21 protein-coding genes, 1 tRNA gene and 1 pseudogene are annotated in these 21,542 nt (G+C 39.2%); 13 read left to right on the top strand and 10 right to left on the bottom strand.

From position 1 onward, the window contains the following. Window positions 1–333: 333 nt before the first annotated feature. A pseudogene (locus ABW51_RS09765) lies at window positions 334–480 on the bottom strand (DNA-formamidopyrimidine glycosylase family protein); the annotation flags it as partial. Between the two features lie 146 nt (window positions 481–626). On the opposite strand from ABW51_RS09765, the gene ABW51_RS03950 reads away from it, so the two are divergent. Continuing rightward, on the top strand, window positions 627–2,153 hold the full coding sequence (locus ABW51_RS03950; protein ID WP_053465659.1) for a catalase: 1,527 nt from the start codon (window positions 627–629) through the stop codon (window positions 2,151–2,153). Between the two features lie 66 nt (window positions 2,154–2,219). Here the strand turns inward: ABW51_RS03950 and pyrH are convergent, their stop codons facing one another. Then, window positions 2,220–2,933, bottom strand: coding sequence for a UMP kinase (gene pyrH / locus ABW51_RS03945; protein WP_053465658.1), 714 nt, complete (start codon window positions 2,931–2,933; stop codon window positions 2,220–2,222). Between the two features lie 130 nt (window positions 2,934–3,063). Here pyrH and ABW51_RS03940 point away from each other — a divergent pair, with 130 nt between their 5' ends. The 5 genes from ABW51_RS03940 (at window position 3,064) to rnhB (ending at window position 7,783) form a co-directional block, all read left to right on the top strand. Continuing rightward, window positions 3,064–4,623 carry a phosphoethanolamine transferase gene (locus tag ABW51_RS03940; RefSeq protein WP_053465657.1) on the top strand — a complete coding sequence of 520 codons (1,560 nt, stop codon included), beginning with the start codon at window positions 3,064–3,066 and terminating at the stop codon, window positions 4,621–4,623. 82 nt (window positions 4,624–4,705) lie between these two features. Beyond that, entirely contained in the window at window positions 4,706–5,155 is a 450-nt protein-coding gene (gene fabZ, locus ABW51_RS03935) for a 3-hydroxyacyl-ACP dehydratase FabZ (RefSeq protein WP_082318381.1), read from the top strand. Between the two features lie 14 nt (window positions 5,156–5,169). Further along, complete coding sequence (gene lpxA / locus ABW51_RS03930; RefSeq protein WP_053465656.1) at window positions 5,170–5,958, top strand: acyl-ACP--UDP-N-acetylglucosamine O-acyltransferase; 789 nt, start codon at window positions 5,170–5,172, stop codon at window positions 5,956–5,958. A 66-nt stretch (window positions 5,959–6,024) separates the two neighbouring features. After that, the gene (gene lpxB / locus ABW51_RS03925) at window positions 6,025–7,197 is read left to right on the top strand and encodes a lipid-A-disaccharide synthase (protein ID WP_053465655.1); all 1,173 of its coding nucleotides are present in this window, start codon (window positions 6,025–6,027) and stop codon (window positions 7,195–7,197) included. Then, on the top strand, window positions 7,190–7,783 hold the full coding sequence (rnhB, locus tag ABW51_RS03920) for a ribonuclease HII (RefSeq protein ID WP_053465654.1): 594 nt from the start codon (window positions 7,190–7,192) through the stop codon (window positions 7,781–7,783). The genes lpxB and rnhB overlap by 8 nt, the downstream gene beginning before the upstream one ends. Before the next feature lie 117 nt (window positions 7,784–7,900). On the opposite strand, the gene ABW51_RS03915 is transcribed toward rnhB, so the two are convergent. Beyond that, window positions 7,901–8,242 (bottom strand): carboxymuconolactone decarboxylase family protein, encoded by a 342-nt coding sequence (locus ABW51_RS03915; protein WP_005627672.1) that lies wholly within the window; start codon window positions 8,240–8,242, stop codon window positions 7,901–7,903. Between the two features lie 111 nt (window positions 8,243–8,353). Between ABW51_RS03915 and ABW51_RS03910 the strand changes: the two genes are divergently transcribed. Continuing rightward, complete coding sequence (locus ABW51_RS03910; RefSeq protein ID WP_053465653.1) at window positions 8,354–9,250, top strand: cupin domain-containing protein; 897 nt, start codon at window positions 8,354–8,356, stop codon at window positions 9,248–9,250. A 78-nt stretch (window positions 9,251–9,328) separates the two neighbouring features. After that, on the top strand, window positions 9,329–11,173 hold the full coding sequence (locus tag ABW51_RS03905; RefSeq protein WP_053465652.1) for an ABC transporter ATP-binding protein: 1,845 nt from the start codon (window positions 9,329–9,331) through the stop codon (window positions 11,171–11,173). A 90-nt stretch (window positions 11,174–11,263) separates the two neighbouring features. Here ABW51_RS03905 and rdgB read toward each other — a convergent pair whose 3' ends face one another. Then, window positions 11,264–11,851 carry an RdgB/HAM1 family non-canonical purine NTP pyrophosphatase gene (gene rdgB, locus ABW51_RS03900; protein WP_053465651.1) on the bottom strand — a complete coding sequence of 196 codons (588 nt, stop codon included), beginning with the start codon at window positions 11,849–11,851 and terminating at the stop codon, window positions 11,264–11,266. Between the two features lie 11 nt (window positions 11,852–11,862). Further along, a complete protein-coding gene (locus ABW51_RS03895) occupies window positions 11,863–12,588 on the bottom strand; it encodes a 3-deoxy-D-manno-octulosonic acid kinase (protein ID WP_053465663.1) in 726 nt (241 codons plus the stop codon). Window positions 12,589–12,664: 76 nt separating this feature from the next. On the opposite strand from ABW51_RS03895, the gene ABW51_RS03890 reads away from it, so the two are divergent. Beyond that, entirely contained in the window at window positions 12,665–13,708 is a 1,044-nt protein-coding gene (locus ABW51_RS03890; protein ID WP_053465650.1) for a glycosyltransferase family 9 protein, read from the top strand. A gap of 32 nt (window positions 13,709–13,740) precedes the next feature. On the opposite strand, the gene bamC is transcribed toward ABW51_RS03890, so the two are convergent. Together bamC and dapA are read right to left on the bottom strand one after the other, a co-directional pair. Then, complete coding sequence (bamC, locus tag ABW51_RS03885) at window positions 13,741–14,745, bottom strand: outer membrane protein assembly factor BamC (protein WP_053465649.1); 1,005 nt, start codon at window positions 14,743–14,745, stop codon at window positions 13,741–13,743. Between the two features lie 98 nt (window positions 14,746–14,843). Further along, window positions 14,844–15,740, bottom strand: a complete 897-nt coding sequence (dapA, locus tag ABW51_RS03880; protein WP_053465648.1) for a 4-hydroxy-tetrahydrodipicolinate synthase — start codon at window positions 15,738–15,740, stop codon at window positions 14,844–14,846. Between the two features lie 101 nt (window positions 15,741–15,841). On the opposite strand from dapA, the gene bcp reads away from it, so the two are divergent. From bcp to ABW51_RS03860, 4 genes are all read left to right on the top strand, one after another. Then, window positions 15,842–16,309: a thioredoxin-dependent thiol peroxidase gene (gene bcp, locus ABW51_RS03875; RefSeq protein WP_053465647.1), complete on the top strand. Its 468-nt coding sequence runs from the start codon at window positions 15,842–15,844 to the stop codon at window positions 16,307–16,309. 166 nt (window positions 16,310–16,475) lie between these two features. After that, entirely contained in the window at window positions 16,476–16,928 is a 453-nt protein-coding gene (gene exbB, locus ABW51_RS03870) for a TonB-system energizer ExbB (RefSeq protein ID WP_053465646.1), read from the top strand. A 3-nt stretch (window positions 16,929–16,931) separates the two neighbouring features. Continuing rightward, window positions 16,932–17,375, top strand: coding sequence for a TonB system transport protein ExbD (exbD, locus tag ABW51_RS03865; protein WP_053465645.1), 444 nt, complete (start codon window positions 16,932–16,934; stop codon window positions 17,373–17,375). Between the two features lie 9 nt (window positions 17,376–17,384). After that, window positions 17,385–18,158 (top strand): energy transducer TonB, encoded by a 774-nt coding sequence (locus ABW51_RS03860; protein WP_005635060.1) that lies wholly within the window; start codon window positions 17,385–17,387, stop codon window positions 18,156–18,158. Window positions 18,159–18,215: 57 nt separating this feature from the next. Here ABW51_RS03860 and ABW51_RS03855 read toward each other — a convergent pair whose 3' ends face one another. From ABW51_RS03855 to glyS, 3 genes are all read right to left on the bottom strand, one after another. Then, window positions 18,216–19,040 (bottom strand): class II glutamine amidotransferase, encoded by an 825-nt coding sequence (locus tag ABW51_RS03855; RefSeq protein ID WP_053465644.1) that lies wholly within the window; start codon window positions 19,038–19,040, stop codon window positions 18,216–18,218. Between the two features lie 269 nt (window positions 19,041–19,309). Then, window positions 19,310–19,386, bottom strand: a tRNA-Ile gene (locus ABW51_RS03850). An 85-nt stretch (window positions 19,387–19,471) separates the two neighbouring features. Beyond that, window positions 19,472–21,538, bottom strand: a complete 2,067-nt coding sequence (gene glyS / locus ABW51_RS03845; RefSeq protein WP_053465643.1) for a glycine--tRNA ligase subunit beta — start codon at window positions 21,536–21,538, stop codon at window positions 19,472–19,474. Window positions 21,539–21,542 lie beyond the last annotated feature (4 nt).

Here is a 21,542-nt window from a genome sequence, read left to right as displayed (position 1 = left end):
GAAATTTTCACAAATTTCACTATTAATAATCTATTTAATTCCATAATTTTTTTATCCTTATTTGCTTTATCAAAAAGGGGCAGATCAAGATAATTGTATGAATTTTATTGTAAGACTGTCCCGTGGACATCGATTGATACACAACCAATACTGATGTAATGGAAAGTGCGGTTCATTTTGAAACTGTTTTTGATGACCTTCTAAAGCGAGATATTATATTTAAAAGATGATAGGGGAAAAGCATATTTACAATTCTTTACATTTCTAGTGAAAGAAACTATTAGGCTTTACTACAATAAAACTTTCAATTTTTCCACCGCACTTTGGGCAAGGTTTATCTATTGCGCTATCCTGTGGCATGATTTGCATTGAACCAGATATACCTAAATGCCCAATGATATAGCCTTTTTCCGTGTGAATAATCAAATATTTTGCTCGATAAGTGAGATCGACAATTTTTACCTTTTCAAGCGTTATCAATTAAAATACATCTAATCTCAAAACCTTGTTACCTTGCATAGTTTTTTTTGATTGATTTGATAGATTTCAATCGTTAAAACCTTTTTGTATGATGTTTACGAAATTTATTTCAACCCTACTTATTTCATACATACAAGGAGTTAATAATGAGTTCTCAATGCCCTTTTTCGCATTTATCTTCTACTAACCTAACTATGGGAAATGGCGCCCCTGTGGCGGACAATCAAAACAGTTTAACTGCTGGTCCGCGTGGTCCATTACTTTCACAAGATTTATGGCTTAACGAAAAATTAGCTGATTTCGTACGCGAAGTTATTCCAGAGCGTCGTATGCACGCGAAAGGTTCTGGTGCATTTGGTACCTTTACTGTCACACACGATATTACTAAATATACTCGCGCAAAAATTTTCAGTGAAGTTGGCAAAAAAACAGAAATGTTCGCACGTTTTACCACTGTTGCAGGTGAACGTGGTGCAGCTGATGCTGAACGTGATATTCGCGGTTTCGCATTAAAATTCTATACCGAAGAAGGTAACTGGGACTTAGTGGGTAACAACACCCCAGTATTCTTCTTACGTGATCCACGTAAATTCCCAGACTTAAACAAAGCGGTAAAACGTGATCCTCGCACTAATATGCGTTCAGCAACGAACAACTGGGATTTCTGGACATTATTACCAGAAGCATTACACCAAGTAACCGTTGTAATGAGTGATCGTGGTATTCCTGCAAGCTATCGTCATATGCATGGTTATGGTTCACATACTTACAGTTTCTGGAATGAAGCTGGTGAACGTTTCTGGGTAAAATTCCATTTCCATACTCAACAAGGTATTAAAAACTTAACTGATGCAGAAGCGGCAGCAGTGATTGCAAACGACCGCGAAAGTCACCAACGTGATTTATATGAAGCAATCGAGCGTGGTGATTTCCCTAAATGGACATTATATGTACAAATTATGCCTGAAGCAGATGCGGAAAAAGTACCTTATCATCCATTCGACTTAACCAAAGTGTGGCCGAAAAAAGATTATCCATTGATTGAAGTGGGTGAATTTGAGTTAAACCGTAACCCAGAAAACTTCTTCGCTGATGTAGAACAATCTGCATTTGCACCAAGTAACTTGGTGCCGGGTATCGGTGCAAGTCCTGACAGAATGTTACAAGCTCGTTTATTCAACTATGCGGATGCACAACGTTACCGTTTAGGTGTGAACTACCGTCAAATTCCAGTAAACCGTCCACGTTGCCCTGTTCATAGCAACCAACGTGATGGCCAAGGTCGTGTAGATGGCAACTACGGTAGCCTACCGCACTACGAGCCAAACAGCTTTAGCCAATGGCAACAACAACCAGACTTTGCGGAACCACCACTTCGTATCAATGGAGATGCAGCACACTGGGATTTCCGTAATGATGATAATGATTACTTCAGCCAACCGCGTGCATTATTTAACCTAATGAATCCAGAGCAAAAACAAGCATTGTTCAACAATACTGCGGCTGCAATGGGCGATGCACCTGAGTTCATCAAATACCGTCATATTCGTAACTGTCACTGGTGTGATCCTGCATATGGTGAAGGCGTTGCAAAAGCATTGGGTTTAACCGTTGAAGATGCATTAAAAGCACGTGAAACTGACCCAGCCTTAGGTCAAGGTGGATTGTTATAATCTCTAGGCTACAGCCAAACAAAAAAACGGTAGGAATTTTCCTACCGTTTTACTTTTCAACATTTACTAACAAATAGTGGTGCCTTCTTCGGTACCAGTCACTACTTGACGTAATGCACCAGGTTTACCCATATTGAACACTCGGACCGGCATTCCATGATCGCGAGCTAAAGTAAACGCAGCTAAGTCCATCACTTGTAATTCTTTATCAATCACTTCTGCATAACTTAAATTTTTATAAAGTTTTGCATCAGGATTTTTCGCTGGATCACAATCATATACACCATCAACTTTAGTCGCTTTCAACACAACATCAGCTTCAATTTCAATACCACGCAAACAAGCAGCAGAATCAGTCGTAAAGAATGGACTTCCAGTTCCCGCAGAGAAAATGACTACGCGTTTCTCGCGTAACATTTTGATTGCTTCAGACCAGTTATAAGTATCGCAAATACCATTTAATTGGAAAGCGGACATTAATTTTGCATTCACATCAGCACGGAATAAAGAATCACGCATTGCCAAGCCATTCATCACCGTAGCAAGCATTCCCATATGGTCGCCCACCACGCGATTCATCCCTGCTTTTGCTAGTTTTGCGCCACGGAATAAGTTGCCACCACCAAGAACGACGCCGACTTCCACGCCCATCTCCACTAATTCTTTAATTTCAACAGCCATACGATCGAGAATCGCAGGATCGATACCAAAACCATCTTCTCCTTGTAATGCTTCACCGCTTAATTTCAATAAAATACGTTTATAAATTGGTTGGCTCATTGTTTTTTCCCTCTGGCTTAAAAAATTGGCTTATTCTATAAAATAACCGCTCAAGAGTGAAGAAGTTAAATATGGAAATTCTGAGTGAAAGGTGGATAATAGCGACATTTTCTTTTCAAGGAAGACAATGATGAACACGAAAAAAACAAGCCAAATTTTGCCCGCACTTTTTGCGGTGATTTGTGCCGCATTCGCGGGTTATTTTATTTTAATCGGTTCTGGAATGTTTACAGAACCAAGTGTGGCTCTCATTCTACTTGCGACAACAACTATTCTCTTATTAAGCAGCAGTAAAAAATCCTTCTATTTTATTTTGCTACCTCTTACATTACTGCATGCTTTTTATACGCCTACAGGGTTAAATTTTGGCCCTCCAAGCTACCAATATATCGCCTCGCTTTTCGCGACAGATATGTTAGAAACGAAGGAATTTCTATTGCAAATCCCAGTGAGTAGTTACTTAATTGCTTTCGCCATTCCTATTTTGATTTTTCTTCAGTACAAAAGTGCGGTGAAATTTGGCATAAAATTTTATCGTAATAAAACATTTATTGCCTTAGCGACACTGCTTTTTGCTTACAACATGCCGCTTGCTGAACCGATTAAAGAAACGGTAAGTTCCACATTAAAAATTGTGGATGAAGTACAAAAACTCAAACAAATGTCCCAATCTGATAACTGGGGAAAATCAACATTAGAAAATTCACGCTATGATGATTATGTGATTGTTCTTGGTGAAAGTGCACGGAAAGATTATCACCATGCCTACGGCTATCCAATTGAAAACACGCCGTTTATGTCTAGCACTAAAGGTACATTAATTGATGGTTTCCGTTCAGCAGGAACAAATACCGTTGCCTCACTTCGTCTAATGCTAACCCTTCCTAACAAAGAAAAATGGGAACCCAATTACAGCTTGAGTTTAGTGGATCTCATCAAATCTGCAGGCGTGAAAACTTATTGGCTTTCCAATCAAGGTATGCTCGGCGAATTTGATACGCCAGTTTCATCCCTTGCATCAAAATCTGATGAAACCTTTTTCTTGAAAAAAGGCGGGAGCTTTAATTCAACTAACTTTAGTGATTTTGATTTATTACCAAAATTCGCCCAAGTATTAGAAGATCCTGTTCAAGGAAAACGTTTTATTGTGTTGCATATTTATGGTTCACATCCAATGGCTTGCGACCGTGTCGAAGATTATCCAAAAATCTTTGATGATAAAGACCTTAATCCGAAATATGGTTATTTAAATTGCTATGTGTCGTCTATTAAGAAAACTGATGAATTTTTAAAACGTGTATATGAAGAGCTTGAAGAAAATACTAAGAAAAATCACCGCACTTTCTCAATGATTTATTTCTCAGATCACGGTTTATGCCACCAACAAGATGAAAAAAACAATATACTTTTGTTCAATCAAAACTGTTTCAGCCGAGAACATCATAATATTCCGCTATTCAAAATTTCATCAGATGACACCGAACGCAAAGAATATAAGGTGTTTAAATCAGGTTTAAACTTCTTAGAAGGGATCGCAAATTGGATAGGAATTAAAAATCCTCAATTAACACAAACAGAAGATTTATTTTCTAACGAGTCGGATAAAAATGACTTTGGATTGCAAAAACGAATTGATGAAAAATATCGTAAAGATGACGATCCTGCCATTGATATTCGACCTAAACACTAGGCTATATTGAGTGCGTTTTATTTTTATACAGAAATATCGTATAATCTCAATCTTATTATTATTTATTTTAAAGGTATTAGACGTGTCAGAGAATCAAGTAAGTAAAGTGATTGAAGCAAAAGAAATTATGACCTTATTGCCACATCGTTATCCATTTTTATTAGTGGATCGCGTGTTGGACTACAAAGAAGGTGAGTGGTTAAAAGCGATTAAAAATATTAGCGTCAATGAGCCTTGTTTCACAGGTCACTTCCCTGGCGAACCTATTTTACCGGGCGTTTTAATTTTAGAAGCTTTGGCACAAGCAATGGGCATTTTAGCCTTTAAAACTCACGAATTAAAAGGCGGTGAATTATTCTATTTCGCAGGTATTGATGAAGCGCGCTTTAAACGCCCAGTGTTACCTGGAGATCAGATGGAATTAAACGTTCAAGTGATTAAAGAACGCCGTGGCATCACTGCATTTACTGGCGTAGCAACCGTAAATGGTGAAATTGCTTGTGAAGCAAAACTAATGTGCGCTCGTCGTTAATTAAGGGGATAAATATGATCCACCCAAATGCAAAAATCCATCCTACAGCCTTAGTTGAAGAAGGCGCAGTTATTGGTGAAGGTGCTGTTATCGGACCTTTCTGTATTGTTGAAGGCACTGTTGAAATTAAGGCTCGCACTGTATTGAAATCTCACGTTGTCGTACGTGGTGATACTGTTATTGGCGAAGATAACGAAATCTATCAATTCGCTAGCATTGGTGAAGTGAACCAAGATTTAAAATATAACGGCGAAGCAACTAAAACTATTATTGGTAATAGCAACCGAATCCGTGAACACGTGACAATCCATCGTGGCACTATCCAAGGCGGTGGCGTAACCTCTATTGGCAATAACAATTTATTAATGGTGAATGTTCACGTTGCACATGATTGCCAAATTAAAAACAACTGTATTTTGGCAAACAATGCAACACTTGCAGGTCACGTAGAATTAGATGATTTCGTGATTGTTGGTGGCATGTCAGCAATTCACCAATTTGTAATCGTTGGTGCGCATGTCATGTTAGGCGGCGGTTCTATGGTAAGCCAAGATGTACCTCCTTACGTTATGGCACAAGGCAACCACGCCCGTCCATTTGGCGTAAACTTAGAAGGTTTAAAACGTCGTGGTTTTGATAAACCAACCATGCACGCAATCCGTAACGTTTATAAAATGCTCTACCGTAGCGGTAAAACACTTGAAGAAGTGTTACCAGAAATTGAGCAAATTGCGGAAACCGATTCAGCTATCAGTTTCTTTGTTGAATTTTTCAAACGTTCAACTCGCGGAATTATTCGTTAATAAAACTTCTTTATTTTCAACCGCACTTTGCACACCAAAGTGCGGTTATTTTTTAGGATAAATTTGATGAACAAAACAAATCCAACCATTGCTCTTGTTGCAGGCGAGGTATCTGGCGATATTCTCGGAGCGGGGTTAATACGCCAACTAAAAGCACATTATCCTAATGCTCGCTTTATTGGCATTGCAGGCCCAAGAATGTTGGCTGAAGGCTGTGAGACGCTCGTCGATATGGAAGAGCTTTCTGTTATGGGTTTGACTGAAATCTTGAAACATCTTCCTCGTCTGTTAAAAATTCGCAAAAATGTCATTCAAACCATGTTGCACGAAAAACCTGATGTTTACATCGGCATTGATGCGCCTGATTTTAATTTGGATGTAGAACTCAAGCTCAAAGCTAACGGAATTAAAACTATTCATTACGTGAGCCCCTCTGTATGGGCATGGCGTCAAAATCGTATCCATAAAATTGCCAAAGCAACTCATCAAGTTCTTGCCTTTTTGCCTTTTGAGAAAGCCTTTTACGATAAATTTAACGTTCCTTGCCGTTTTATTGGTCACACAATGGCAGATGCTATTCCGCTCAAACCAAACCGTGCTGAAGCCTGTCAAATGCTACAGATTGATCCCACACAACGCTATTTAGCAATCCTAGTTGGAAGTCGTGGTTCAGAAGTGGAATTTCTGGCTGAGCCTTTCTTGAAAACGGCTTTATTATTAAAAGAACAATTCCCAGATTTGCAATTCCTCGTTCCTTTGGTGAACGAAAAACGACGAATTCAATTTGAAGCTATTAAAGCTAAAATTGCGCCAAATCTAGATCTGCATTTAATTGATGGCAATGCACGACAAGCAATGATCGCCGCTGATGCAACACTTCTTGCTTCAGGAACAGCTGCGCTTGAAGCAATGCTTTGTAAATCACCCATGGTGGTTGGCTATCGAATGAAACCACTGACCTATTTCTTAGCAAAACGTTTAGTGAAAACTGATTATATTTCTTTACCAAACTTGCTTGCGAATGCAATGCTCGTTCCTGAAATGATTCAAGAAGAATGCACGCCAGAATTGCTCGCTGAAAAACTATCTGCTTATCTTTCTGATGATGAAAGTGCGGTAAAAAATCGTCATATTTTAATTCAGCACTTCACGGATTTACACCAAAAAATTCAATGCAATGCCGATAAGCAAGCGGCTCAAGCAGTCATTGATTTATTAGAAGGAACAGAAAATGTTTGAATATCCACAAAGCTATGAATTGATCGCTGGCGTTGATGAAGTTGGGCGAGGCCCTCTAGTTGGGGCTGTTGTAACGGCTGCCGTTATTTTAGATCCTCATAATCCAATTGAAGGATTAGCTGATTCTAAAAAACTTTCAGAAAAAAAACGTTTAGCCCTTGCTGAAGAAATCAAAGAAAAAGCCCTTGCTTGGGCATTAGGTCGAGCTGAAGCTAACGAAATTGACGAGATAAATATCCTGCAAGCCTCCTTATTAGCCATGACTCGAGCAGTAAAATCTTTAAAAATTCAACCGCACTTTGTGTTGGTTGATGGCAATAAGATCCCAAAAGATTTAGATATTCCAGCGCAAGCCGTCGTAAAAGGCGATAGCCTTGTGGCGGAAATCAGTGCAGCCTCTATTTTGGCGAAAGTGGCACGAGACCAAGAAATGGAAGAATTAGACAAGCAATATCCAGAATACGCTTTTGCCCAACATAAAGGCTATCCAACCAAATTACATTTGGAAAAATTAGCTGAACTTGGCGCGTTACCGCAACATCGTCGTAGCTTTGCTCCAGTGAAAAAAGCACTGGAAAATCGTTAGAATTTTAATCGCAAAATGCTTTTATTTTATTAGACAGTGAAATATTGATAAAACAAAGGGAGTATTAAAAATACTCCCTTTTCTTTAATCAACTTAACTCTATGGAATGACAGGTAATTAACCTTTCTGTACGTTATATGCTTCCAATGCACGTAAAGAATAAGTATAAGCAGCGCCTGCATTTAATGCGATAGACATTGCTAATGCTGCAGCCACTTCAGCTTCGCTTGCACCAGCTTTTACAGCTTCTTCTGCGTGTACGCTAATGCAGCTCTCGCAACGAGTTGTTACAGCAACGGCTAATGCGATAAGTTCACGAGTTTTAGCGTCAAGTACGTTACCTTCTGCCGCTGCTGCGCCTAATGCTTGGTAAGCTTGTAACATTTTTGGATATTGTTTACCTAACGCACCAAATGATTTTTTAACGTGTGATGTTTCTTCTTTCCAATCTGCAAACATAATGTTCTCCTAAATATATTGAATTAATAACCAACTGGTGTGGCAAATTATAGGCAGATTGGATTATGATACTTGCTTATTTATCTCAATTTTTATCGCTAACATCTCATTATGGATTATTTAGATAAACTCACCCATTTAGCACAAGTACGTGGGGAAATTAATATTCGCTGTGAATTTCAAGGTGAATGGCAAGTTGCCCACCAAGAAAAAGATGCGGGAAAAGGTGTATTTCATCTTATTGAACAAGGCGAATGTTGGCTTACACTCGGACAAAAGCAATTTCATTTAAAGGAAGGCGATATCTTTTTCCTTCCCCAAAATCAACCGCACTTTATGCGTCATTCATCCACCAAAACAAAGGACGCATCATTGAAAAAAAGCTGGCAAGGTGCGTTTGAATTGTATCAAGTCGGACAAGGAACGCCTGATTTAAAAATGTTCTGCGGGGCGTTTTATTATCAGCAAGATGCTATCCTCACAGCTTCTATGCCTGAATATTTGCATCTCAATTTATGTGATACACCGATTCATCCTTTGGTTCAGCTTTTTCTACAAGAAGCACAAAAAAACGATGCAGGCACAAAATCAGTCGTCGATGCACTTTCGAATGTACTTTTAATTTATATTTTACGCCATGCGATTCAAGAGAACTTAATTACAGGCGGTGTGTTACTCGCGTTGCAAGACAAGCGATTAAATGCTGTGCTAGGTGCGATATTACAACGCCCTCAAGAAGATTGGCGAATTGAACAATTAGCTGATCTTTCTGCAATGTCTCGTGCAAACTTTATTCGTGTTTTTCAACAACAACTTGGTATGTCGCCAGGGCGTTTTCTCACGAAAGTGCGGTTACAATCTGCGGCGTTTTTATTAAAACAATCACAACAATCTGTGCTTGCCATTGCTTTAGAAGTGGGGTATCAATCAGAAGCTCATTTTTGTAAAGTTTTTAAAAATTACTACCAACTTTCTCCAAGCCAATACAGAAAATCTGTCAGCCTATAAATTGGTGTGTTTTTACGCTATAATAATATGCACTTCTAAAAGGCAACCTGCGTTGCCTTTTCTTTTTAAGGAAAAGATATGTTTAACAAAATTTTTTCGTGGTTTGAAAACCGTTTAAATCCCTATCCAGAAAGCAATCCAACAACACCTAAAAAAGGTTTGTTCCGTTTTATTTGGTCTAGTATTGCAGGAATGAAAGGTTGGATTCTTTTGCTCGCGATTTTAACCGTTGGTACTGGTGTAATGGAAGCAGTATTATTCCAATTTATGGGGACACTTGTAGATTGGTTAGGTACATTTACACCTGAAAAATTATGGCAAGAAAAAGGTCATTTATTAATTGGAATGGCAGCCCTATTACTTATTAGCATCGTGTGGGGATTTTTAGCCTCCACCGTACGTTTACAAACCTTACAAGGCGTATTTCCAATGCGATTACGTTGGAATTTCCATCGTTTAATGCTTGGACAAAGTTTGAGTTTTTATCAAGACGAATTTGCAGGTAGAGTATCCGCAAAAGTGATGCAAACTGCCCTTGCTGTGCGTGACACAGTACTTACACTTGCAGATATGTTCGTTTATGTATTGGTATATTTTATTACCTCTGGCGTAGTTCTAGTGGCATTAGATTCTTGGTTCTTATTACCATTCATTACTTGGATTATACTCTTCGGTTTGATCCTACGAACCCTCATTCCTAAACTATCAAAAACTGCACAACGACAAGCTGATGCTCGTTCTTTAATGACGGGACGTATTACAGATGCTTATTCCAATATTGCTACAGTAAAATTATTTTCTCACGGCTCGCGTGAAGCCACTTATGCCAAGCGTTCGATGCAAGATTTTATGGTAACAGTACACGCTCAAATGCGTTTAGCAACATCACTGGACACGCTCACTTACGCTACAAATATTCTACTTACATTAAGCACCGCAATACTTGGCATTATTTTATGGAAAAATGGTCAAGTTGGCGTGGGGGCAATAGCAACGGCAACTGCAATGGCATTACGCGTAAACGGGCTTTCTCGTTGGATTATGTGGGAATCAGCCCGATTATTTGAGAATATCGGCACCGTAAACGACGGAATGAATACTTTAACTAAACCTCACACCATTGTAGATAAACCACAAGCATCGCCGTTACAAGTGAAACAAGGGGAAATTAAGTTTAACGATATTACCTTTGCTTATGATCCAACAAAACCATTACTCAATCATTTCAATCTCACTATCAAACCAGGGGAAAAGGTTGGGTTAATCGGTCGTTCTGGTGCAGGAAAATCTACGATTGTGAACTTATTGCTTCGCTTTTATGAAGCACAACAAGGCGAAATTACCATTGATGGACAAAATGTACTCAATGTGCAACAAGAAAGCTTACGTCGCCAAATCGGTTTAGTCACTCAAGACACTTCGTTGCTGCATCGTTCTGTACGTGACAATATTATTTATGGTCGCCCGAATGCTACTGATGAAGAAATGGTTTTAGCTGCTGAACGAGCGGAAGCCGCTGATTTCATCCCATTTCTCAGTGATGCCCAAGGTAGAAAAGGCTATGACGCCCATGTGGGAGAACGCGGGGTAAAACTTTCGGGTGGTCAGCGTCAGCGTATTGCTATTGCTCGTGTCATGTTAAAAGATGCGCCAATTCTATTGTTAGATGAAGCCACAAGTGCGCTGGATTCAGAAGTGGAAGTGGCGATACAAGAAAGTCTCGATAAGATGATGGAAAATAAAACTGTGATTGCCATTGCCCATCGTTTATCCACCATCGCAGCGATGGATCGCCTGATTGTGCTTGATAAAGGACAAATTGTTGAACAAGGTACCCATGCTGAATTACTGGAGCGCAATGGTCTGTACGCTAAACTATGGAATCATCAAAGTGGCGGATTTTTAAGTGAACATGCTGAATAATATTACTTTTCCGCTATAGATAAAATCCATATAAAAAGGCACGCATATAAAAAATATGCGTGCCTTTTATCATCATACGTTCAACTAAGCTTATAACTTACTTTTTAATACCTTAAGCGCTCTTGCTCGATGAGAAATTTTTTTCTTCTCAACTGTTTCTAATTCAGCAAATGTGCAACCTTGTTCTGGGCTAAAGAATAAACTGTCATAACCAAAACCATTTTCGCCTTTTTCTTCAAAACCAATCACACCGTGACACTCACCTTCGGCAATAATTGGCGATGGATCCGTTGGATGCTGTAAAAACACGATACAACTCACAAATTTGGCTTGGCGTTTATCTTGTGTAACATGAGCAAGCTCTGCCAATAATTTCTCACGGTTTTTAGCATCATTGCCCTCTTCTCCAGCATAACGTGCAGAATACAGACCTGGCGCGCCATTAAGTGCGGAAACCACTAAGCCAGAATCATCTGCAATAGCAGGTAAACCTGATTTTTCTGAGGCATAGCGCGCTTTTAATAACGCATTCTCAACGAAAGTTAATCCTGTTTCTTCTGGGCTTTCAATACCTAAATCTGTTTGTGCAATCACTTCAAAACCAAAATCAGATAAAACATCAGCCATTTCTTTCACTTTGCCTTTATTGCCTGTAGCAAGTACGATTTTTTGTTTCATAATCAATCCTTTTATTGATGATAAGCTGCCGTTAAATCAGCCCAGTTTTGCTCGGTAAATTGAATATTCATTCGTCCAACTTCTTTTTCAAAGGAACGTTTTAAACGATTCAGATTTTGCACTTTCCAAAAATCTCCAGATTTTTCACCGCACTTATCAAAGTCAATCAACCAACATTTTTTCCCTTGTTCAGTCTGTTGAATCAAAATATTGTGTGCATTCAAGTCCGTATGGCAAATTTGTAAATCATGTAATTTTCGAATCAAACGACCAATTTGCATCCAAGTTTCTTTTGGCAATGTTTGTGTTTGTAAAAGCGCGGTTAAATCCTGCGCATTTTCGATTTTTTCCGTCAAAATATCCGCTTGATAGCAAATACCTAACTTGCCTTTTTGAATACGTGCAGCAATCGGTTTAGGCACAGGTAAACCCGCTTCATACAAACGTTGCAACAAATGAAACTCAGAAAAGCTACGGGTAGTTTCAAGAGCAGAAAAACGATAACGATCTTTGTTCAGTTTACCCCAAAGTCCACCTCGATAATAATGACGCAACGCACAATTTACGCCAAACCAATCTTCAGTTTGCAAGAAATAAGTGATACCTCGACCTTTTGCACTTCCTATCAGTCGGCCTTGTTTTTGCCAAAATTCCGCTTGGAAAAACTCGGTTGCTTGCTCAAAAGTGCGGTCAAAATTAAAGATAAAATATTGGTTATCTTGTTGGAATTGCTGCATTGGAATGTTGTTATGAATAGAAAATGGGGTCATTCTACTTTAAAATAGGCACAAATTAAATGAGAAAGGAACGTCAATGCCACTTTTTACCGAAGCTCCAAAATCCCTTTGTATTCTCCGATTGTCAGCTGTGGGCGATGTCTGTCATGCCTTAGCTGTGGTTCAGCACATTCAGGCATGTTATCCCCAAACAGAAATTACGTGGATTGTAGGTAAAACCGAAATGGGTTTGCTTTCGGGCATTCCTCATATCACACTCATTCCTTACGATAAAAAGGCGGGATGGAAAGGCGTTTTATCACTCTGGACACAACTAAAAAATAAACATTTTGATGCGCTATTAAATATGCAAACAGCATTTCGTGCATCAATCCTTTCTTTAGGAATTAAAGCAAAATTCAAAATTGGATTTGGAGAAAAACGTTCTCGCGAAGGGCAATGGCTATTTGTAAATCGTCGTATCACTGATCCCTCATCGCCCCATGTATTAGATGGATTTATGGCTTTCGCTGAATATATTGGCGTACCGAAATCAGAACCGAAATGGGAATTAGCTATCTCAGAAGATGATTATAAATTTGCCGATCAATTTATTGATTTCTCTCGTAAAAATTTATTAATTTCCCCTTGTTCTAGTAAAGCCGAAAAAGATTGGCTAATCGAACGTTATGCAGAGGTTGCCAATATTGCCCATCAGAATAATGTCAATGTAATTTTCTGCAGTTCGCCAGCCAAACGTGAATTAGAAATAGTCGAAAAAATTACCGCACTTTGCCATTTCACGCCAACCAATATTGCAGGAAAAACAAACCTAAAACAGCTTACCGCTTTAATTTCTAAGGTTGATTTGGTGCTTTCGCCAGATTCTGGCCCTGCCCATATTGCGACAACACAAGGTACACCCGTTATTGGCTTGTATGCCTATCACAATCCTTTGCGGACTGCACCTTATAATAATTTAGATAACGTGGTATCAGTATATGAAGAAAATTCCCAAAAAGAATTTGGCAAACCGTCTTCTGAACTACCTTGGGCAACCAAACTAAAAGGGAAAAATTTAATGGCAGAGATTCAAGTCGAACCCGTCATTGAACAAATAAAAAAATTAGGATTATTCTAAAGAAAAAAGCTCAGCTAATGCTGAGCTTTTATTTATCTTGCAATCAAGTTACTAATTGCTTGGTAAATTCTCGCGGCTGAATCGCCAGACAATGCCTTGCCTTTTTCATCAGAAATGACAACGGAGCTTTGTCTACCATGATCAGATATTTGCATTTGGTAAGTGCCGTTTTCAAGTTCTGGAAGCTCAGTTCCCATGCGCAACCAATCTTCTTTTTTTAATGCTGAATATTTTAATTCACGATAACCTTTACCCGCAGTTTCAGATTTGATCGCAAAACCCACTTTAGGTAAAGCTCCACCTAATTTTTCCCATGCTTGACCAAAATTAACATTCATCGCTAATGCAGTTTGACCATTCAAATCCTGAATAATTTGCGAAGCTACCGCTCCCACAGAAGCACTAGATAAATCTTGTTGCTGTTTGTTGTAAGCAGAAGTTAATGCAGACACAATGCGGTTTAAGCGTTCAGACGTATAACGTTGCTTATCGGATACACTTGGAGTGAAAATCACGCCATCACGACGCATTTGTAAAACAGATACTGCTAGTGCACTCGCATCTTGAGCCATAACTTGTTCTACTTGATATTTAATCTCAGTGCCCGATTTATCACCAATTCTTCCTGTTGGCGCCCAGTCCGTCGTTAAAATCGCACCATTCGTCGTTGATGAAATACCGTCTTCTTTTAATAAGCGTTCAACTTGTTGAAGGTTATACACACTTGCTTGCTGTTCTGGATACACGATTAATGCACGTTCACCATCGAATTGTGTTAATGAATTTTCAATAATCGCTAATGGTGTTGATGGAGGACGAATATCAATATTTTCTCCCTTTTTCACAGCAATATTAGGCAACGCATAAGTATCGTCTGCTTTTGGTAGCATTACGCCACCACTCGCCAATGGTGAAAATCCAGGGATAGAAGCCTCTGATTTTTGGAAAGAATCATTAGCAGTCTTTAATGCTTCAGGATCAGACGAACAGCCAGCCAATACGATAACCGCTGCTAAACTCAACATTATTTTTTTCATATTTGAACCTTAACTAAATTGAAAACTTTATGAATTTTGACCGCACTTCGACAGCCTATAATGCAAAAAGTTTAGGGGTAATGACTTACCCCTGATTTTTATAATAATCCTGCGATTTTCAGTGCTTCTTCTACTTTTGGTTGAACTTCTTCGCTTAACACCGTCAATGGCAAGCGTAAATGTGCTGACTTAATTAAACCTAAACGATAAGCCGCCCATTTCACAGGAATTGGATTCGATTCAATAAAAAGATCATGGTGTAAACGCATTAAGCGAGCATTAATTTCTTCTGCTTTAGCAAAATTTCCCGCAAGCGCATAGCGACACATATCAGCCATATCTTTTGGTGCTAAGTTATTCGTTACAGAAATCACGCCTTCTGCGCCGAGTTTCATCGCATCCAAACTCGTTGCATCATCACCACTTAAAACGATGAAATCCTTGCCTGCGAGTTCTTTAATTTTAGTTACACGACTAATATCTCCAGTTGCTTCTTTAATACCAACAATGTTGTTGATTTTTGCTAAACGAGCAACAGTTTCTGGCTTCATATCGCTACCGGTACGACCTGGTACGTTATAAAGAATTTGCGGTAAATCTGTACATTCAGCAATGGCTTTAAAATGCTGGAAGATTCCTTCTTGGGTTGGTTTATTGTAGTAAGGTACAACGGATAGACAACCCGCAACGCCACTATCGCGTAATAATTTTGTCATTGTAATTGCTTCGCTGGTGGCATTGGCTCCAGCACCTGCGATAACAGGAATGCGACCTTTGGCTAACTCCACCGTTTTTTTAATTACTTTAACATTTTCTTCAATACTTAGCGTTGCAGATTCACCGGTTGTTCCGACAGAAACAATGGCATTAGTACCTGCTTTGATATGATGTTCTACCAAATTTTCTAAACACGAGAAATCAATTTCACCGTCATTGTTCATTGGTGTGACAAGAGCAACAATACTGCCTGAAAATAAAGGATTTTGTGCTGACATAGAACCTCCGTTGGTTTTTTAATTTTATTATTTGGTATGGCTCGTTATAGTCGCTAAAATGACTTGAATTTGCAAATATTTTTTCATCAAAGGAGCTTTTTATGAATCCATTATCCGTTGGTAGCCAAGCACCCATTTTTACGTTATTAAATCAGCAGGAACAACTCGTTTCTTTAAATGATTTTCGCGGTAAAAAAGTATTAGTCTATTTTTACCCGAAAGCACTTACGCCAGGCTGCACAACGCAAGCATGCGGATTGCGTGATAGTAAATCAGAATTAGATGCATTAGGTTTAGTTGTACTTGGCATTAGCCCCGATACACCGAAAAAATTAGCTCAATTTATTGAGAAAAAAGCCCTTAATTTCACACTACTTTCCGATCCTGATCACAAAATTGCAGAACAATTTGGCGTATGGGGTGAGAAAAAATTCATGGGGAAAACTTACGATGGTATTCACCGAATTAGTTTTTTAATTGATGAAAACGGAAAAATTATTCACGTATTTGATAAATTCAAAACAACAGAACATCATCAAGTTATCGTTGATTATCTTCGTTCCCTATAACCCTTCAAAAATTACCGCACTTTTCTATATAAAGTGCGGTAAAAATTCATTATTTTTTTAGTTCGATATTTACGCATTATTCCGCCTTTGCTAGAATTTATTCTTGATTGAAATTCATTCTCAATTATATTCCCAAGATATTTCTCAAATAATAAGGACAGAAAAAATGATTCAGCTTTTTGATTTTTTACAACAGTATAGTGACTACTTTATCATCGGTTTATTATTACTGATGAGCATTATTATGCTAGCCATGGTAATTGAACGTTATCTTTTCTTAAGAAAGGTAAACGTGGCGCATTATTCCACCATTCATGAATTAGATATTGATTTAAACCGTAATATGACGGTGATTTCTACTGTTGGTGCCAACGCTCCTTATGTTGGTTTGCTTGGTACGGTTATCGGGATTTTATTAACGTTCTATCAAATCGGTCATGGCGGTGGCGACATTGATCCAAGCGTAATTATGATGCATTTATCTTTGGCATTAAAAGCGACTGCATTAGGTATTCTTGTGGCTATTCCATCTATGGTGTTTTATAACGGTTTAGGTCGTAAAGTGGAAGTTAATCGTTTGAAATGGAAAGTATTAAACGAACAAAAAGATAAGGAATAGTCCGTGAAAAAATTCGATGAAATCAACATTATCCCTTTCATTGATATTATGTTGGTGTTGCTTGCTGTGGTACTTATCACTGCGTCTTTTATCTCTCAAGGTAAAATTCAAGTTAACGTACCTAAAGCCAGTACAGCCGTTGCATTTAAAGCTGATGAGCTTGCTAAATTATTGACTGTAACAGCGGATAAACAACTCTATTTCAATGATAGACCTATTACGCAAGACGCCCTAGAAGCAGAAATTGCCCAATGGAATAAAGATCAAAAAGTCACATTAAAAATTGATGCTGAAGCTTCTTTCCAAGACTTTGTTACCATTACAGATATGCTCTCTAAAAATGAGATCAAAAATGTAGCTATTGTTTCTATGAAAGATAAGGGTAAAAGTGCGGGTAAAAATCCTCAAGAATCTGCACCCGCTCAATCTGTGCCAACTACGCCTTAAGGAATAATTATGCAGCAAACAAAACGTTCGCTATTAGGTTTGCTTATTTCTTTGATCGTGCACAGCATTGTTGTAGGGTTAATCTTATGGAGTTGGAATAAGCCTAGTGATAGCGCCAATAGCGCACCAGGCGACATATCCACAAGTATTTCCATGGAAATGGTGCAAGGCATGGTGATGGAAGAACCAGCACCTGAGCCAGAAAATGTACAAAAAGAGCCAGAACCAGAAAAACAAGAGGTTGTGGAAGATCCAACGGTAAAACCTGAACCACAAAAAATCAAAGAACCGGAAAAAGAAAAGCCAAAACCAAAAGAAAAACCTAAAGAAAAGCCAAAGGATAAACCGAAAAAAGACGTTAAACCACAGGAAAAACCAATCAATAAAGATCTACCAAAAGGTGATAAAAATATTGATTCAAGTGCGAACGTGAATGCTAAAGCGACCACAACTGGCGCCACCAATAGCAATGCACAAGTAGCTGGTAGTGGAACAGACACAAGCGAAATGGCAGCCTATCGCTCCGCAATTCGTCGTGAAATTGAACGTCATAAACGTTATCCTACACGCGCAAAAATGATGCGTAAGCAAGGTAAAGTCAGCGTATCCTTCAATGTAGGTCCTGATGGCTCACTAAGTGGTGCTCGCGTTACTCAATCATCAGGTGATGAAAGCCTAGATAATGCAGCATTAGAAGCAGTTAACAGCGCAAGACCTGTCGGTGCAAGACCTTCAGGATTCCCTTCAGGGTTAAATGTGCCAATTAGTTTCACACTTCAATAAAAAAAGTGCGGTTAATTCTCTTTGAGTTTAACCGCACTTTTCTTTGGCTAGATTTAATTAAGCTACTTGATTACCTAAGGTACCATCATCAATCGCTTCTTTCGGAGTACCTACCACTTCAGCAATTTTGTCCCCGTTCTTAAAAAATACAAATCCACCATTTTCCATTTTTGTCCAATTTTCATCTTTGGTTAATGGAAAGGTTGTAATGATATTCACTTTATCGCCTTCCTTTGCATAATCACTAAAATCAATGACTCCATCATCATCAATTCTGTGCGCTTTACCAAAAGGCGCTTGTCGCATGACATAATGTAAATTCGTTGAACAATGGGCTATCATCCATTCGCCATTAGAGAGAATAAAATTGAATGTTCCGTGTTGAGCAAGCTCTTTTGTTACTTTTTGAATAGCCTCAAAAATTTCCATTTCACTCGGTTTTTTACGAAAAGTATTTTTAAGATATTCCGCCATATAACAAAAAGCAGCTTCAGAATCTGTAGAACCTATTGGCTGCAAAAAATGTTCTGTCATGTCTGGTAAGTTTTTCAAATTACCATTATGCGCAAAAACCCAGTTTTGCCCCCAGATTTCACGAATAAACGGATGAGTATTTTCAATATTCACTTCCCCCTGAGTCGCCTTACGAATATGCGCAATAACATTCAAAGACTTGATTTTATATTGCTTCACACAATCAGCGATGGGGGAAAGGCTAGCAGCTTGATTATCGCGAAAAATACGCACTCCACGCCCTTCAAAAAAAGCGATTCCAAAGCCATCTGAATGACAATCAGTTAAACCAGCACGACGACGAAAACCTTCAAAAGAAAAGACGATATCCGTCGGCGTATTACAATTCATTCCGAGTAATTGACACATAATTTAAATAAGATATAACCTCACAATATGTGAGTGATTTAACACCATTATGAAGGTAATATCAAGAGAGATTCTATAGATTTTTCATGTTATGTCGGTATTAGGTCTATCAGAAATAATGCTTTTAGTTAACACACCATTTTCTAGAAATCGTTACTGATTATTTCTAATGAGAGTTATTCAAAGAAATAGGATTTGAAAATTAAAGTAATAAATATTAATAAAAGAAATTAATCTGAGGAAATTTAAAGGGTATAGGAAAGAGAAAATGGTCCCCCCTGCCGGACTTGAACCAGCGACCAAGCGATTATGAGTCGCCTGCTCTAACCGACTGAGCTAAGGGGGGAAAGTGCGGTGATTATAGAGAAATAATCACTTGAAGTCTATAATAGAAGGGATGATTGATGAAAAATCAATCATTCCTTTTTACATTATTGAAGCACTGAAATATCAGCTACTTGTAAGAATAACCCTTGTAACGTATTTAAAATCGCTAAGCGGTTTTGGCGTAATGCTGGTTCTTCAGCATTTACCATCACGTTATCAAAGAAACTGTCTACCGGCGCGCGTAAGTTCGCTAATTTATCTAGTACTGCCGTGTAATCGCCTTGTGCGATAAGTGGTTGTACTTCAGTGCGTAATGCGAGTACCGCTTCAGCAAGGGCTTTTTCTGCTGGCTCTACGCAAGCGGTCAAATTGATCTCACCAATTGCAGCATCCGCTTTTGCTAAGATGTTGCTTACACGTTTGTTTGCTGCTGCTAACGCTTCCGCTGAATCTAAAGTACGGAAGTGTGAAACCGCACGCACGCGCGCATCAAAATCAGCAGGGCGAGTTGGACGACGCGCCAATACCGCTTGAATCACATCCACTGCAATGCCTTCATCTTGATACCATGCACGGAAACGACCAAGCATGAAGTCCACCACATTAGCAACCACGTTTTGATTCGTGAGTTTATCACCGAAAAGCGCGGCTGATTTTTTCACTAAATCTTCTAAATCAAGCGGTAAGTTTTTCTCTACGATAATACGTAACGCACCTAATGCCGCACGACGCAATGCAAATGGGTCTGCACTACCTTTAGGTGCTTGGCCGATGCCGAAGATACCCGTTAAGGTGTCAAATTTATCCGCTAAAGCAACCGCACTTGCCACCAAAGATTTAGGTAATTCATCCCCCGCAAAGCGTGGCATATATTGTTCGTTTAATGCCACTGCCACTTCTTCGTCTTCACCATCATGACGAGCATAGTGCATCCCCATTACGCCTTGTGTATCAGTGAATTCAAACACCATGTTGGTCATCAAGTCACATTTTGACAGTAAGCCAGCACGTTTTGCTTTCGCTTCGTCTGCACCGATTTGTTTTGCAATTTCGCCTGCAAGTTGCTCAATGCGGTCTGTTTTATCTTTCAATGTACCCAATTGTTGTTGGAACAATACGGTTTCTAAACGAGGTAAACGATCAACCAGTTTTTGTTTTAAGTCGGTTTTGAAGAAGAATTCCGCATCGGTTAAACGAGGGCGAACCACTTTTTCGTTCCCTTCGATAATCGCGGTTGGATCTTCTGGATTGATGTTCGATACAAAAATAAAGTGCGGTAATAATTTGCCGTCTTTGTCATAAATCGGGAAATATTTTTGGTCGCCTTTCATAGTGTAAACTAAGGCTTCCGCAGGCACGGCTAAGAAGCGCTCTTCGAATTTCGCCGCTAATACATTTGGATATTCCACCAACGAGGTCACTTCTTCAAGCAAGCTTTCTTCAATGTCAGCCACGCCACCAAGTGCGGTTGCTTTTGCTTGAGATTTTGCCAAAATTTCTGCTTTACGCTCATTGAAGTCCGCTACTACAGAACCTTTTTCACGCAATAATTGCGGATATTGGTCTGCATGTTGAATTTCAAATTCTTTCTCACCTAAGAAACGGTGACCGCGAATAGTGCGTGCACTTGCCACACCTAAAATTTCGCCTTCGATTAACTCATCACCTAACAACATAGTCACAGTATGAACCGGGCGGATAAACTGCACGGTTTTGTCAGCCCAACGCATTGGTTTTGGAATTGGCAATTTTGCTAAGGCATTTGCCACAATGTCGTTAAGTAAGTTTTTGGTCGGCTGACCTTCAATTTTCGCACGATGAACTAACCATTCACCTTTATCAGTTGCAATGCGTTCTGCTTGCTCAACGGTAATCCCACAACCACGCGCCCAGCCTTCTGCCGCTTTAGTTGGTTTGCCTTCCGCATCAAAGGCTGCAGACACTGCTGGCCCGCGTTTTTCGATTTCTTTGCTTGGCTGTTGCGTGGCTAAGTTCAACACTTTTACCGCCAAACGACGCGGCGCCGCAAACCATTCGATTTTGTCGAAAGTTAAACCTGCTTGGTTCAATTCCGCCTCAACGTTATCCGCAAAAGAGGTCGCTAATATTTTGAGAGCTTTTGGTGGCAGCTCTTCTGTGCCGATTTCTACTAGGAAGTTTTGGGTTGTCATTTTG

The organism is Haemophilus sp. C1 (genome assembly GCF_001276515.1).
In the GTDB taxonomy this organism is placed as follows: domain Bacteria; phylum Pseudomonadota; class Gammaproteobacteria; order Enterobacterales; family Pasteurellaceae; genus Haemophilus.
Note: the sequence above shows the minus strand (reverse complement) of the source record. Positions and strands in the feature narration are given on the sequence as shown.